Source organism: Aurantimonas sp. E1-2-R+4, assembly GCF_036549515.1.
GTDB classification, from domain to species: domain Bacteria; phylum Pseudomonadota; class Alphaproteobacteria; order Rhizobiales; family Rhizobiaceae; genus Aurantimonas; species Aurantimonas coralicida_A.
In genome coordinates this window covers 35762-50715 of sequence record NZ_JAZHLK010000001.1, presented here as the reverse complement: position 1 = coordinate 50715, position 14954 = coordinate 35762, and the positions used below count along the sequence as shown (strand labels likewise).

Annotated in this window: 15 protein-coding genes; 5 read left to right on the top strand and 10 right to left on the bottom strand. The window is 64.3% G+C overall.

Features of this window, described 5'->3' with window-relative positions; genetic code table 11:
• Positions 1 to 52 precede the first annotated feature (52 nt).
• Together VQ045_RS00265 and VQ045_RS00260 are read left to right on the top strand one after the other, a co-directional pair.
• Positions 53 to 256 (top strand): hypothetical protein, encoded by a 204-nt coding sequence (locus VQ045_RS00265; RefSeq protein WP_331828775.1) that lies wholly within the window; start codon positions 53 to 55, stop codon positions 254 to 256.
• A 45-nt stretch (positions 257 to 301) separates the two neighbouring features.
• Complete coding sequence (locus VQ045_RS00260; protein ID WP_331828901.1) at positions 302 to 760, top strand: YaiI/YqxD family protein; 459 nt, start codon at positions 302 to 304, stop codon at positions 758 to 760.
• A 6-nt stretch (positions 761 to 766) separates the two neighbouring features.
• Here the strand turns inward: VQ045_RS00260 and VQ045_RS00255 are convergent, their stop codons facing one another.
• Both VQ045_RS00255 and VQ045_RS00250 read right to left on the bottom strand, forming a co-directional pair.
• Positions 767 to 1312: an isoprenylcysteine carboxyl methyltransferase family protein gene (locus VQ045_RS00255; RefSeq protein ID WP_331828774.1), complete on the bottom strand. Its 546-nt coding sequence runs from the start codon at positions 1310 to 1312 to the stop codon at positions 767 to 769.
• On the bottom strand, positions 1305 to 2363 hold the full coding sequence (locus VQ045_RS00250) for a type III polyketide synthase (RefSeq protein WP_331828773.1): 1059 nt from the start codon (positions 2361 to 2363) through the stop codon (positions 1305 to 1307). Before VQ045_RS00250 ends, VQ045_RS00255 begins: the two co-directional genes overlap by 8 nt.
• 165 nt (positions 2364 to 2528) lie before the next feature.
• Here VQ045_RS00250 and VQ045_RS00245 point away from each other — a divergent pair, with 165 nt between their 5' ends.
• From VQ045_RS00245 to VQ045_RS00235, 3 genes are all read left to right on the top strand, one after another.
• Positions 2529 to 3389, top strand: coding sequence for a cytochrome b/b6 domain-containing protein (locus tag VQ045_RS00245; RefSeq protein WP_331828772.1), 861 nt, complete (start codon positions 2529 to 2531; stop codon positions 3387 to 3389).
• On the top strand, positions 3389 to 4171 hold the full coding sequence (locus VQ045_RS00240; protein WP_331828771.1) for a molybdopterin-binding protein: 783 nt from the start codon (positions 3389 to 3391) through the stop codon (positions 4169 to 4171). Before VQ045_RS00245 ends, VQ045_RS00240 begins: the two co-directional genes overlap by 1 nt.
• A gap of 170 nt (positions 4172 to 4341) precedes the next feature.
• Complete coding sequence (locus VQ045_RS00235; protein WP_331828770.1) at positions 4342 to 5337, top strand: sensor domain-containing diguanylate cyclase; 996 nt, start codon at positions 4342 to 4344, stop codon at positions 5335 to 5337.
• An 11-nt stretch (positions 5338 to 5348) separates the two neighbouring features.
• On the opposite strand, the gene VQ045_RS00230 is transcribed toward VQ045_RS00235, so the two are convergent.
• From VQ045_RS00230 to VQ045_RS00195, 8 genes are all read right to left on the bottom strand, one after another.
• Positions 5349 to 6881: an acyl-CoA carboxylase subunit beta gene (locus VQ045_RS00230; protein ID WP_331828769.1), complete on the bottom strand. Its 1533-nt coding sequence runs from the start codon at positions 6879 to 6881 to the stop codon at positions 5349 to 5351.
• 150 nt (positions 6882 to 7031) lie between these two features.
• Complete coding sequence (locus VQ045_RS00225; RefSeq protein WP_327624073.1) at positions 7032 to 7754, bottom strand: ATP12 family chaperone protein; 723 nt, start codon at positions 7752 to 7754, stop codon at positions 7032 to 7034.
• 45 nt (positions 7755 to 7799) lie between these two features.
• Complete coding sequence (locus VQ045_RS00220) at positions 7800 to 8501, bottom strand: HAD-IA family hydrolase (protein ID WP_327624072.1); 702 nt, start codon at positions 8499 to 8501, stop codon at positions 7800 to 7802.
• Complete coding sequence (locus VQ045_RS00215; RefSeq protein ID WP_327624071.1) at positions 8501 to 9487, bottom strand: RluA family pseudouridine synthase; 987 nt, start codon at positions 9485 to 9487, stop codon at positions 8501 to 8503. Before VQ045_RS00215 ends, VQ045_RS00220 begins: the two co-directional genes overlap by 1 nt.
• A 35-nt stretch (positions 9488 to 9522) precedes the next feature.
• A complete protein-coding gene (crcB, locus tag VQ045_RS00210; RefSeq protein WP_331828768.1) occupies positions 9523 to 9900 on the bottom strand; it encodes a fluoride efflux transporter CrcB in 378 nt (125 codons plus the stop codon).
• Between the two features lie 96 nt (positions 9901 to 9996).
• Entirely contained in the window at positions 9997 to 11613 is a 1617-nt protein-coding gene (locus VQ045_RS00205; RefSeq protein WP_327646349.1) for a BCCT family transporter, read from the bottom strand.
• Between the two features lie 154 nt (positions 11614 to 11767).
• Complete coding sequence (locus VQ045_RS00200) at positions 11768 to 13030, bottom strand: replication-associated recombination protein A (protein WP_327650888.1); 1263 nt, start codon at positions 13028 to 13030, stop codon at positions 11768 to 11770.
• Positions 13031 to 13121: 91 nt separating this feature from the next.
• The gene (locus tag VQ045_RS00195; RefSeq protein ID WP_331828767.1) at positions 13122 to 14690 is read right to left on the bottom strand and encodes a DegQ family serine endoprotease; all 1569 of its coding nucleotides are present in this window, start codon (positions 14688 to 14690) and stop codon (positions 13122 to 13124) included.
• Positions 14691 to 14954 lie beyond the last annotated feature (264 nt).

The window sequence follows — 14954 nt, the reverse complement described above, 5'->3', positions numbered from 1 at the left end:
TTATACCAACCTGCGGTGATAGGAACCCATTCGACCGGCCATTCTCAGCACCTTGGCGCCGATGCGTGGCGAGGAGCGGGACGACGCGCGACGCGGCGCATCGGGCGAGGCCCGCGACGAAGCCAGGCGCGGCGAGCGCCCGGCCATAGGTGGGCTGGACGGGCTCGCCGGACGGCGTCGCACCGCTTGCCCGATGCGCCGCATCGAACTGCGCGGCGCTCCTGGCCGGACAAGCCCGTTCAGCGCCATCGAATAGGTCCCTATCACCGCAGGTTGGTATTATGCCTTGGTCGAGAAAGAGATTCGAATGACCACAGTCCTGATCGATGCCGATGCCTGCCCGGTCAAGGACGAGGCGATCGAAATCGCCGTCCGGCACGGCGCCGACTCGGTGCTCGTCTCCAATGGCGGTATGCGCCCATCGCGCTATCCCGACGCCCGGATCGTCGTCGTGCCGGAAGGCGCGGACGCCGCCGACGACTGGATCGCCGAAGCCGCCAATCCGGGAGACGTCGTCATCACCGCAGACATCCCGCTGGCCGCGCGGGCTCTCGAAAAGGGCGCCGCCGCTCTCGGCCCGACCGGGCGCGAGTTCACCAGCGAATCGATCGGCACGGCCTTGTCGATGCGGGCGTTCAAGCAGCATCTGCGCGAGACCGGCGAGAGCAAGGGCTATAACGCCGCCTTCACGACCACCGACCGCTCACGGTTTCGCCAAACACTCGATCTGGTGTTGAGGCGCACGGCGGCAGACGTCTGAAACGGCTCACAATTTCAGGTTCTTCCGCCCGCGCGTGTGCTTCTTCAACGCGCGTTGTTCCGCCTGGATGCGGATCGCCAGCGCGCCGGCGTTGAGTAGCGAGAACAGGATCGCGATTGCGTAGAGTTCGAAAATGGCCGGTAGCAGGAAGATTTCCAGCACCACGACGGCATAGTTCGGATGCGCCATGAAGCGATATGGCCCCTTCGTGACCAGCGCCTCCCCCTGCTTGACGATGATGCGCGTGGTCCAACGCCTGCCGATCGAGGCGAGCGTCCAGAAGCGCACCAATTGAGTGAGGCCGAAGAGCCCAAGAAACACGAGATTGATCGGCTCGCCGAAGGCGGTCAGCCACAGAAGCCCCAGCCAGGCCGCGTGCAATGCGACCAGCAGCGAATATTGCGGCCCCGCCACCTCGAAGGCGCCTTCGCGCAGCAGCCGTTTGGTGTTGCGGCGAGCGATCCCGAGCTCGACGGCCCGTTGCAGCGTCACATAGGCGAGGATCGCCGCCGTCGCCCAGACGCTCGGATAGATCTCGACAGCCTCAAGCATCGAGCCGCGCGAAACTACCGGTGAAGCCGGGGCCGAGCGCCGAGACGAGGTGTCGGCCGGCAAGGCCGACCTCCAGCTTGCGCTTCAGGACGAACAGGGCGGTCGGCGCCGACATGTTGCCGAAGTCGCGCAACGTCTCGCGCTCGATGTTGAGCGCGCCCTGAGGCAGATCAAACGAGTTTTCGAGCGCCTGGACCACTTTGGTCCCTCCGGGATGAAAGACGAAGCCATCCAGATCATCGATCACTTCGCCATGTCGCGCCAGAAAATTCTCGACCGCCGGCCGCATCTTCTCGGTGACGAGGTCCGGGATCGAGGCGGAGAAGATTGCTCCGAAGCCGATCGGGTCGACCTGCCAGCCCATGATGTCGAGCGTGTCCGGCCACAGATGCTCGCCGGTGGCGACGATCCGCGGCCCCGCAGCTTTGTCGCAGGTCAGCACCACGCCGGCCGCGCCGTCGCCGAACAGGGCGGTGGCGACGATATTGCTTTTCGTCAGTTCGTCGGAGCGAAAAGCCAGCGTGCAGATTTCCACTGCGACGACGAGCACCCTGGAGCCCGGATCGGCACGCGCAAGCCGCGCGCCGAGCGACAGGCCCGAAACACCGCCGGCGCAGCCGAGTCCGAACACCGGCACCCGGCCGATGTCGGGCCGGAAGCCAAGCACCCCGTGGGCGCGGGCTTCCAGCGAGGGCGTGGCGATGCCGGTCGACGACACGGTGACGACGGTGTCGATGTCCCGCGGCAGGATGCCGGCGGCGGCGATCGCCTTTTCGGCGGCTTCGATGAACAGCGCCGTGGCGCCCTCGAGATACGCCTCGGTCCGTTGCCGCCAATCCTGCCGGGCGTGGAACCAGTCGAACGGGCGCACCGAATAGCGCATGGCAATGCCGGTGCTCTCGAACACCGGGCGTAGCCGCTCGAAGTCACGAAACCGGCTACCGAAGGTTTCGGCGGCGTGGGCGACGACCTCGCTCTGCGGCAGCGGATAGGGCGGCACGGCGGTGGCGAGGCCGGCAATGCGCGGCAAATGTTCCGACGGTTGGGCCAAGAGTAATCCGATCCGGATCGAGTATACTCCCCGCAAACGGCGAGCGGCAGTGTTCGTTGCGCATACTGCTGACACGAAAACGTCACCGCACGCGACCGGTCGTGACCCCAAACGCCTTGACCCACGCGGCCTTCGACCCTCAACACTGGTGTTCAAGGCGGCGACATGGAGCGAGGCCAATCGCCGCAGATACCCGAGGGAGGCTTCAAACTGACCGTTTCATCGCGCTTCGAGCGACCATTGATCTACCGACAGCGGCTGTGGACGCGGATCACCCATTGGGCCTGGACGCTCTGCCTGTTCTTCTTGCTCCTCTCGGGCCTGCAGATCTTCATGGCGCGGCCGGATCTTTATATCGGCCATGAATCAGGTTTCGCCTACGACAACACCATCCTGTCGATCGGCGCCTTTATGGATGGCGCCGCGATGAAGGGCCGGACGATCCTCTTCGGCCAAGCCTTCGACACCACCGGCTGGCTCGGCGCGGTCTGGGAGGGCGACCGACTACAGCCGAAGAGCTTTCCATCCTGGCTGACCATCCCCGGCTACCGGGATCTGGCGACCGGCCGGGTCGTGCATCTGTTCTTCGCCTGGGGCCTCGCCATCACGCTTCTCATCTGGCTCGTCGCCAGCCTGATCAACCGTCACATCAAGGAGCTTTTTCCGAGCGGCGACGACATCCGTCACCTGCCGCGCGAAGCCGCCGACCACGCGCGGCTGCGCTTTTCCCGCGAAGCCCGCTACAACGCCTTGCAGAAGCTGTCCTATGCGAGCGTGCTGTTCATCGCTTTGCCGCTGATCATCGCGACCGGCCTCACCATGTCGCCGGGTGTGAATGCATGGGCGCCGTGGATGCTCGATGTCTTCGGCGGCCGCCAGACGGCGCGCACGATCCACTTCATCCTGATGCTGTATCTGGTTCTCTTCTTCGTCGTCCACATCGTCATGGTGGTGCTCGCCGGACCCTTCAACGAGCTGCGCTCGATGATCACCGGCTGGTACCGCACCGATCCGGAGTCCGAATGATGACCCGCTCTGAGCTCACCCGCCGGCGCTTTCTCACCGGGGCGACGATCGCCTCGACCGCACCGCTCGCCGGCTGTTTCGACTTTCTTGGGGTCCGCGACAACGAGATCCGCGACGTTCTCGAAACCGCGAACTCCCTCACCTACCGGGTGCAGCGCTTCCTGCTCGGCTCGGATACCCTCGCCCGCGAATTTTCCGAAAGCGAGATTCGCCAGCCGATGCGGCCGAACGGCTCGACCAACCCGCGCAACCCGGCCTATCGCGCCCTCGCGGAGGCGGAGTTCTCCGATTATCGCCTGCCTGTCGACGGCCTCGTCGAAAAACCGCTCAGCCTCTCGCTCGACGAACTCCGCAACATGCCCGCCCGCACCCAGATTACCCGGCACGACTGCGTCGAGGGCTGGAGCTGCATCGCCAAATGGACCGGCACGCCGCTCGCCGCCGTGCTCGATCAGGCCGGCGTCAAGTCGGAAGCGCGCTTCGTAGTATTCGAATGCTTTGATTCGATGGGCAGCGGCTTCCTGCGCCCGATCGAATATTACGAATCGATCGACCTCACCGACGCCCGGCATCCGCAGACGATCCTCGCTTATGGCATGAACGACCAGACCCTGCCGATATCAAACGGAGCGCCGCTGCGTGTCAGGATCGAGCGACAGCTCGGCTACAAGATGGCGAAATACATCCGCGCCATCCGCGTCACCGACACGCTCGACGGCTACGGCCAGGGCGGCGGTGGCTATTGGGAGGACAATGGCTACGAGTGGTTTGCCGGGATCTGAATCTCCTGTCCATGGGCAATTCTCCCCCAAGATTTGGTCCTTTGGTTCGGTTGCCGGCAGCAAGATCGACGACTTTGCCTCTTTGTTTTCCGGAGACGAGAATATTTTCTTAAGTTTGGGTGATTACTGTGGCTTCCCTAGGGTGAGGATTCGACTGGGAGGGCCGCAACATGGTGACGATGGATCTAAGCGACACCAAATTCGCGAACCAGTTGCTGGAGCATCTCGTCGTCCCGACATTCGTGCTGGCCGCGTCCGGCCATGTGATCATCTGGAATCGCGCTTGCGAAAAGCTGACCGGGGTCTGTGCCTCAGCGGTTCTCGGCACCAAACGGCACTGGGCTGCTTTCTATGAGGACCCACGGCCTTGTCTAGCCGATCTGGTGCTGGAGGCTACGGGATCGGCAAGGATCGAGGCTCTCTATACCGTCGACCGTAGCGACTGGCGGCAACTCGATGGAGAGGCGAAAGACGGTCGCTTCAGCATTCTCGCAGCGGAAAACTGGTGTGTTTTACCAAACGGCTCCGGCCGCCGTTATCTCGCGATAGACGCGGGTCCGGTTTTTGACCAGAGCGGGGCGCTGATGGCCGTCGTTGAAACGCTCCGTGACATCACGCCTCAGAAAAATGCCCAGGACGCGCTTGAGACTCTGGCGAGCCAAGATGGCCTTACCGGTCTGGCCAATCGGCGTCGCTTCGACGAACATCTCAAGGAAGAGTGGCTTCTCGCGATCAATTCGGGGACCGAGCTCTCGCTTCTCATGCTCGATATCGACCACTTCAAACCGTACAACGACTCCAGCGGGCACCAGCGCGGCGATGAGTGCCTGCGGCAGGTGGCCAAGCTTCTTGTCGCGGAGACGCGCCAAGATTCCGATCTCGTCGCCCGGTACGGGGGAGAGGAATTCGTGGTCGTTCTACCCGGCGCCTCGTATGGCGAGGCGATGAAAATTGCGCGGCGTATTCTCGCGACCATGCGGGATGCGGCCATACCCCATCCGGCTCCGAGCTGCCCGATGACTGTTACCTTGAGCATCGGCGTCGCCACCAAGGGGAAGAGCGCGACCTCGCTCGACCAGCTGATTGCGGTGGCCGATGCCTCGCTTTATCGCGCCAAGCAGAGCGGCCGAAACCGAATCGTCGCGAATTTTGCCGCTGCCGCGTGACGGCAACCTGATCACAACGGAATGTTGTCGTGCTTCTTCCAGGGGTTGTCGAGATCCTTGTTACGGAGCATGGCCAGCGCTCGCGCGACCCGGCGGCGGGTCGAGTGCGGCATGATCACCTCGTCGACATAGCCGCGTTCGGCGGCGACGAAGGGCGACAGGAACCGCTTTTCGTAGGCGGCGGCGTGAGCGGCGATCTTGTCCGGATCGGCGGCATCCTTGCGGTGGATGATCTCGGCCGCGCCCTTGGCGCCCATCACCGCGATCTGCGCCGTCGGCCAGGCATAGTTGATGTCGCCGCGAAGGTGTTTCGACGCCATCACATCATAGGCGCCTCCGAACGCCTTGCGGGTGATCACCGTGACCTTCGGCACCGTCGCCTCGGCATAGGCGAACAGGAGCTTGGCGCCGTGCTTGATCAGCCCGCCATATTCCTGCGCCGTGCCCGGCAGGAAGCCCGGCACGTCGACGAAGGTGAGGACGGGAATCGAGAAGCAGTCGCAGAAGCGCACGAAGCGCGCCGCCTTGCGGCTCGCATCCGCGTCGAGGACGCCGGCCAGCACCATCGGCTGGTTAGCGACGATGCCAACGGTGCGACCCTCTATCCTCCCGAAGCCGGTCACGATGTTGCCGGCAAAGGCCTGCTGGATCTCGAAGAAGTCGCCCTCGTCGACCGTCTTCCGGATCAGCTCCTTCATATCATAGGGCTTGTTGGCGTTGTCGGGGATCAGCGTGTCGAGCGAGCGATCCTCCTCGAGCACCGACTGGGTGTAGTCGAGTTCGGGCACCGGCGAGGTGTTCGACGCCGGCAGGAAGTCGATCAGCCGCCGCATCTGCAACAGCGCGTCGACGTCGTTGTCATAGGCGCCGTCGGCGATCGAGGATTTGACGGTGTGGACCGAGGCGCCGCCGAGTTCCTCGGCCGTCACCGTCTCGTTGGTCACTGTCTTCACCACGTCCGGCCCGGTGACGAACATGTAGGACGTGTCGCGAACCATGAAGATGAAGTCGGTCATCGCCGGAGAATAGACGTCGCCGCCGGCACAAGGCCCCATGATCACCGAAATCTGCGGGATGACGCCCGAGGCCAGCACGTTGCGCTGGAAGATCTCGGCATAGCCGCCGAGCGCGGCGACACCCTCCTGGATTCGCGCGCCGCCTGCGTCGTAGAAGCCGATGATCGGCGCGCGGTTGCGCAGTGCCAGATCCTGGACCTTCTGGACCTTTTCGGCATGGGCCTCGGAGAGCGAGCCCCCGAAGACGGTGAAATCCTTGGCGAAGACGAACACGGTGCGGCCGTTGACGGTGCCCCACCCGGTGACGACGCCATCGCCGGGTATCGTCTGCTCCGCCATGCCGAAATCCGTCGCCCGGTGCTGGACGAACATGTCGAATTCCTCGAACGAACCCTCGTCGAGAAACACCGTGAGACGCTCGCGGGCGGTCAGCTTGCCCTTTTCGTGCTGGGCATCGATGCGCCTTTGACCGCCGCCTTGCCTCGCCCGTTCGCGCCGGACTTCCAGTTCGGCCAGCATCTCGTGCATCTTTCGTCCCCCCTGCCCGCTCGGCTTTGATGTCGGCCGATGCGCCTGCCTCACGGCATCATCATACCCGGATAAATGCATCGAACGACGCCGGCAATCGGCGGTAAGTCGAATAGGCCGAGGAATGCGAAAGCGATACGCCCTTTTGCGCTACGCGCGCCCCAGGAACACCGCCGCCACGCGCATCTCCTCCCAGCGCTGGCGCCGCCGCGCCGCCGCCTCCTCGTCGGCGCCCCATTGTTCGATGTTCCAGTCCTCGTCCAGGTGCCCGAGCGACCACGCTTCCTCGGCCGACAGCCGTCCTTCGGCGACCGCGAGCGCCAGCAGGGCCGAGCCGGTGAGCGTCGTCGCCTGATGCATCGCGGCGATGCGGAACGGATCGTCGATCTTCGCCAGCCAGGCACGAAACGCCTCCATTGAGGCCGGCGGCTGCGCGACATGCATGACGCCCTCGGCGAGGACGAAGCGGCCGCCGAAGCTGTCCTTGGCCCAATCGAGAATCGGGTCCCAGCCCTCACGCTGGCGCTGCACGAGTCGTTCCGGCGAACCGGCTCGATAGAACAAGAGATCGGTCTCGACATAGCGACCGATATCGTCGCGCACCGGAACCGGATCGTCGGCGATCGCCTCGATCACGGTGTTGACCAGCCGCGTCATCGGCATGGTCGCCGGGTCGATGCGTTCGCGCTGCGCCTCCCATTCGGCCGCGATCATCTGCGCAGCCGCGGGAAGCGGCACAGCGAGCGGCCGGCGGCCCGGCGTCTTGACCGGGCGACCATCCAGCAGAACGGAGAACCCGCCGGCAGCTTCCGCCAGCGTAACGGTCTGATAGAACCGTTTGGGCAGTCCGGATCGACCCGTGCCGGTGGTCATCGCGTGTCTCCTGTCGTCATGGCGAAAGCCGAACCCTTCGCGGCATCAGTCGATCGTCACCCGACGGCCGCGTTCCGCCTGGAGCGGGTCGCCGAGCAGCCAGGCGTCAATGAACGCCCCGAGTTCGTCGACCGTCTCGGCAACGGCGTAAGCGCCGGAGGCGAGCAGCGGCGCGGCTTCGTGGGTGCCCCAGGCGACACCCAGCGCGGGGGCACCGGCCGTTCTCGCCATTTCGATATCGAAGACGGAATCACCGACGACGAGCGCATGGCGCGGGTCCAGCCCGAATTCGGCGCAGCACTCCTCCACCATGGCCGGATGCGGCTTGGATGGACAATCGTCGGCCGTGCGCACGGCATGGAACTCCATGCCATGCGTCTCGCAGATCGCCGCCACGCCGCTACGCGACTTGCCAGTCACCATGGCGAGCAGCACGTCCTCGCGGGCCGAAAGCCGATCAATCAGCGCCTTCATGCCCGGGAACAGTGTCTCGCGAAACCGCTCGTCCGCCCGCGATGCGCGAAAAGTCCGGCGGTAGCCCTCGACCATCGCGGCGAGCAATGGCGGCTCGGCGGTGGGATGCAGGCGGCCGATCGCGACGTCCAGCGACAGGCCGATGATGCCGCGCGTCTCGGCATCCTCCGGCTCGGGTAATCCGTGCTCGGCAAAGACCCGCCGCATGATGTCGCAGATCAGGCCGCAGCTATCGGCGATGGTGCCGTCACAATCGAACAGAACCGCGCGCATCAGTCGCCCAACGCGCCTTCGTCGAAACCGAAGAGATTGAAGGTCTGCACCATATGCGGCGGCAGCGGCGCGATCTGATCGACGACACCGCCGTCCGGATGGGGAATGACAATGCGACGCGCATGCAGATGCAGCCGCTTCTGGACGCCGCCGGGAAACTCCCAATTGGTGTCGTGCTCGAAATATTTCGGATCGCCGAGGATCGGATGCCCGATATGGAGAGCGTGGACGCGCAGCTGATGGGTCCGCCCCGTATAGGGCTCGAACTCGACCCAGGCGAAGTTCTGGGCGAGATTTTCGATCACCCGGTAATGGGTCAGTGCGTGGTCGGCCCCCTCCTCGCCATGTTTGGCGACGCGCATTCGGTCGCCGTCCTCCGTCTGCTCTTTGACAAGGAAGGTCGAGATGCGCCCGTCCCGCGGTGTCGGGACGCCTTTGACGACCGCCCAATAGACCTTTTTGGTGTCGCGCTCGCGAAACGCCTTGGTCAGCGCTGTCGCAGCGCCGCGCGTGCGGGCAACGACGAGGACACCGGACGTGTCGCGGTCGAGGCGGTGGACGAGGCGGGGCTTCTCGCCCTTACGGCTGCGCCAGGCCTCCAGCATCTTGTCGACATGCCGGGAGACGCCCGAGCCACCCTGAACGGCAAGGCCGGCCGGCTTGTTGAAGACATAGACCTTGGCGTCCTCGTAGATCAGCATCTGCGCCAACACGTCGCCATCGTGCTGGTCGCGGATCGTGTTGCGGGTCAGCGGGCCGACCTTCCCCCGTGCCGAGTCGGTTCCCATCGGCGGCACGCGGACCATCTGCCCCGCGAGAACGCGCGTGTCCGACTTGGCGCGGCCGCCGTCGACCCGCACCTGACCCGAGCGCAGCAACTTCTGCAGATGGCCGAAGCCGAGGCCCGGATAGTGCAGCTTGAACCAGCGGTCGAGGCGCAAGCCGGCCTCGTCCTCCTCGATCCGTCGCTGTTCGACAGACGCCATCGTCTTTTCCTTTGCTTGGCTTGCCTCAGCCGCCATCAGATCAGCCCCCGTCCCGCGGCGAATCCGGCAAACAGCGCCGCGATTCCGGCGACGACGGAACCGATGACGTAAAACGCCGCCAAACCGAACGCCCCGCGCTCATAGAGCGCCACCGCATCGAGCGAAAAGGACGAGAAGGTGGTGAACCCGCCCAGCAGCCCGACGGCGAGGAACAGCCGCAATTCATTCGACGCACCGAAGCGGCGCGCAACGATCTCCATCACGATACCCATCAGGAATGATCCGGAGACGTTCACGAAGGCAGTACCAAACGGAAAATTCGGACTGAGAAAACGAAGCGCCGCAAGGTTCGACAAGTGTCGAAGGCTCGCACCGATCGCGCCGCCCGCGGCAACGAGGATGAGGTGATACATGCCGCCTCTATAGCCGCCCCATCGAAGTGAGGCTAGCCACGCGGCGGCGGCGGCGAGCTTAGATTGTCGGCGCCGCCGCGAACCGTGACGGAACCGCTACTCCGCGGCGTTCGCCTCGGCCTTCGCCTGTTCCAGGAACGGCTGCCGCCGTTCGGCATGGAGCCCGCGCATGGTCGACCAGCACAGCGCCAGGAGCAGGAACGCGAACGGAAAGCCCGTCGCGATCGCCGCACCCTGAAGCGCAGCGAGCCCGCCGCCGACCAGCAGCGCGATCGCCACCAGGCCTTCGAAGGTCGCCCAGAATATCCGTTGCGGCACCGGTGCGTCGATCTTGCCGCCGGCCGTGATCGTATCGATGACCAGCGAGCCGGAGTCGGACGAGGTGACGAAGAACACGATCACCAGGACGATGCCCAAAAAGGATGAGATCGACGTCAGCGGCAATTGGCCGAGCATAACGAAGAGTTTCACTTCGAGCGCCGCGTCGACGATGCCGGCGAAGCCGTCGATCGTCTCGGTAAGGGCCGTCCCGCCGAATACTGTCATCCAGATGATCGAAACGACGGTCGGGATGATCAGGACGCAGGTCAAGAACTCCCGAATGGTGCGGCCGCGCGAGACCCGCGCGATGAACATGCCGACGAAGGGCGACCAGCTCATCCACCAAGCCCAATAGAAGCTCGTCCAGCCCTGTCTGAAGTTGTCGTCGACGCGGCCGAATGGATTGGAGAGCGGGATGACCTCGCGCAGATAGGCAACCGAATTGCCGAAAATGCCACGAACGATATCCATGGTCGGCCCGACCAGGAAGATGAACCCCAGCAAGAGCAGCGCGAGACCCATATTGATCTCGGACAGCCGTTTCACTCCGGCATCGAGGCCGGCAACGACGGAAGCCAGTGCGACGCAGGTAATCAGTACGATCAGCACGATCTTGCTGAGCGTCGTCGCCGGAACGCCGAAGAGATAGTTCAATCCGGCGACTGCCTGCTCCGCGCCGAGACCGAGGGACGTGGCGAGACCGAACAGGGTTGCGAAGACGGCCAGCGTATCGATGATGTGACCCGGCCAGCCCCAGACGCGTTCGCCCAGCAGTGGGTAGAAGGCCGAGCGCATGGTGAGTGGCAGGCCCCAATTATAGCTGAAGAAAGCCAGTGCCAGGGCGACCACCGCGTAGATCGCCCAGGGGTGGAGCCCCCAGTGATAGATCGTCGCAGCCATGCCGAGCCGGCGGGCGGCCTCGGTATCGCCAACGGCGCCACCAAGGGGCGCCCAGGAATCGCCGGCGAGCGAGGTGGAGAAATGCGAGATCGGTTCCGAGACGCCGTAGAACATCAGGCCGATGCCCATCCCGGCCGCGAACAGCATCGCGAACCAGCCGAAATAGCCATATTCCGGTTTGGCGTCCTTGCCGCCCAGCCGGATCGAGCCGTAGGGCGACACGATGAGGAACAGGCAGAACAGGACGAAAATGTTGCCCGCGATGAGGAAGACCCAGTCGAAATTCGCGGTAAGTGCAGGACGCAGCCAGCCGAAGAAATCGTCGGCGACGGTCGGAAACAGCAGCGTGAAAGCAACGAAGGCGATGATCAGTCCGGCGGAAACCGGGAACACCGGATTGTGGATATCCAAACCGTATTTCCGCAGATTATCCTGCCCGACCTCATAGTCGGTGACGGAATGTTCGGCTAACTGGCCAGGTTCGAGCGACATCGAAACCTCACTTTCAAATCAGTACTGCAATTGGATCGTAAAGAAAAACAGCGGTCCTTACGAATGGGGACTCGCAACCAGTCTGCCACAAAACGTGGCCTCTGGGCACCCGGCGCGGCCTGATTAGGTAAATCCCACAGAATCGGCCGAAGCGTTAGTCCTGAGCGTGCCGTTTTCCCCGCAGCTCCGCCCAATATCGAAGACGTTCGCCGATTGAAACCTCCGCCCCCCACTCAGTCGGGCGGTAGAAAACCGGCCGTCCCATGTCTTCGGGGAAATAGCTCTGCCCGGAAAACCCGTCCGGCGCGTCATGATCGTAGGCATAGCCGGCGCCGTAGCCCTCCGAGCGCATCAGCGTCGTCGGGGCGTTGAGGATATGCTTGGGCGGCAGCAGCGAACCGCGTTCCTTGGCGGCGCGCATCGCCGCCTTGTAGGCGACATAGACAGCGTTGGATTTCGGCGCCGCCGCCAGATAGACGGTCGCTTCGGCCAGCGCCAATTCGCCCTCCGGCGAGCCGAGATAGTCGTAGGCGTCCTTGGCTGCGAGCGCGATGCCAAGCGCCCGCGGATCGGCCAGCCCGATATCTTCAGCCGCCATTCGCACCAGCCGGCGCCCGAGATACAGCGGATCCTCGCCGGCATCGAGCATTCGGCAAAGCCAGTAGAGCGCCGCGTCCGGGTCCGATCCTCGCACCGATTTATGCAGAGCGGAGATCAGGTTGTAATGACCGTCCTGGCCCTTGTCGTAGACCGGCGCCCGACGTTGGACGATGTCCTGCAGGCTGGCCGCGTCGAAAACCTCGCCCGCCCGCCCCGCACGCCAGATCTCCTCCGCCAATGTCAGGATCGCGCGACCATCACCATCCGCCATCCGCAGCAGCACCGCCCGCGCCTCCTCGTCGAGCGGCAAGGGCCGGCCTTCCGCCGCCTCGGCCCGCAGGAGCAGCTTGGCAAGACTCTCCGACCCGTGCGGGCGAAAGGTGAGAACCCGGGCCCGCGACAAAAGCGCGGCGTTGAGCTCGAAGGACGGGTTTTCGGTCGTGGCGCCGACGAGGACGACCGTGCCGTCTTCCATCACCGGCAGGAACGAATCCTGCTGCGCCCGGTTGAAGCGATGGATCTCGTCGACGAACAGCAGCGTTCGCCTGCCGTTGGACTGGCGCAGTCGCGCCGCTTCGAAGACCTTCTTCAAGTCCGCGACACCGGAAAAGATTGCCGAGATCTGCTCGAAAGCATAATCGACTTCATTGGCGAGAAGCCGTGCGACGGTGGTTTTGCCGGTGCCGGGTGGTCCCCAGAAGATCATGGAGCCAAGGCTGCCGGTTGCGAGCATGCGCGACAGCGCGCCGCCCTCCGCGGTCAGATGTTCCTGACCGGCGACCTCGGCAAGCGCGCGCGGCCGCAGCCGGTCAGCCAGCGGCCGCGAGGGATCGTCGGCCGGCGTCTGCGCGCCCTTCCCTGTGCCGGTCGACGGTCCCGGATCGCCGCCGCCAAAGAGATCCGCCAAGTCAGCGCACCATTTGGGTCATGCGACGACCGTCCCGCTCAACTTCGAATTGCCAGCCGCGATAGCGCCGTTTCAGCATTTCCTCCAACGACTTCGTCGAGGCAATGACGTCGCCGTTGATGGTCAGAAGAATATCGTTTGGCCGCAGGCCGAAGCGCTGCGCCAACGATCCGCGTTCCACGGTCGCCACGACGACCCCGGTCTTGTCAGCTGGCAGCCCCCGCTCCTCGGCGACGCGCGGCGACAGGTTGAGCACGGTCGCGCCGGAAAACGGGTTGTTGCCGGACAGGCTGCGCTCATCTCGTGGCGGGTTTTCGGGAGCCGCTTGCAGCGGGAGATCGATGGTTTCCCGATCCTCGCCACGCAAAACGCTCACCTTCGCCGTGCGCCCGACGCCTGCTGTCGCCAGCCGGTAGCCGAGGGCATCGGGATTGTTGATCGCAAACCCGTCGACAGACAAGATAACGTCACCAACCGTGATGCCGGCCTCTGCGGCCGGGCTATCCTTCACCACCGCTTGTACCAGCGCACCGGTCGGCCGGGGAAGACCGAGCGCATCGGCGATATCGGGCGTAACCGAGGCGAAGGTTGCGCCGACATAGGGACGCTCGAAACGCCCGCCCGCCTTGGCGGCGCGCTGGAAGCTCGCCACCATGTTGGAGGGAATCGCGAAGCCGATGCCGTTGGAGCCGCCGGAACGCGAAAAGATCGCCGTATTCACGCCCACCAGCCGCCCCTTCATGTCGATCAGGGCGCCACCGGAGTTGCCGGGATTGATCGCCGCGTCCGTCTGGATGAAGAAGCCGAAATCGTTGACGCCAATATGGTTGCGCGCCAGCGCCGAGACGATACCGGTGGTGACAGTCTGGCCGATGCCGAACGGATTGCCGATCGCCAAGACGAGATCGCCGATTTCCAATTCGTCCGAGTCGGCGATCGGCAGCGAGGGGAACGGCCCGGCGCCATCGATCGCAAGGATCGCCAGATCGACCTTCTTGTCCTTGAGAAGCACCTTCGTTTCGAATTCGCGACCATCACTGAAGGCAATCTTCACCTCGTCGGCGTTCTCGACGACATGGTTGTTGGTAACGACGAGGCCAGATGAATCGATGATCACACCGGAACCGAGCGCCGACTCCATGCGTGGCCGGTCATCGAACCGTTGGCCAAAAAACTGGCCGAAGAAGGGATCGTTCGCGAAGGGTGATTGCCGTGTCGGGACCACGCGCGCGGCATAGACGTTGACGACGGCCGGCGCCGTTTCCTTGACGAGCGGCGCGAAGGAGAGATCGATTTCCGCCCGGCTGGTCGGCACCGCTTCCGCCTTGCCAGCAGATTTATCAGGAGCCAAAACGACCGGCCCTTGATTGTCTTCAGCGCTGGTGCGCGTCCCGGGCTCGCCCGAGGACTGCTGCCTGTCGACCCTGCCACCATCGCGGTCCGGCGTCTGCTCACCGAGCAATCCGTCGATCCAGCCGCCCACGCTCCAGCCGTGATCAGCCCCCAGAGTTGGCGAGGCTGCTAGAAAGGTCGCGATCAAAGCGACCCATAAGACCTGTTGCGACCGCATCACCCGCCTGTCGTTCCCCGCCGACTCGCCTTTGGAAGTCGGCTCCGGTTTAAACCAGACGAGAGCCATGAAAAAGGGGCCTTATCGAGGCCCGTCAGAGTGCTGACAGACCCCGTCGATTTTCGGCGGAGTTTTTTGTTTCGAGCGGCGAAGTTGTCTGAGCGGGTTCGTGAGGCGGCGCCGGTTGGGTGTGTTGGCGCAACTCGTGCGTGGGGCTGGCTTTGCGGCGAGCGCCATCGCGATCTTCTTGATGTCGTGGGCAGC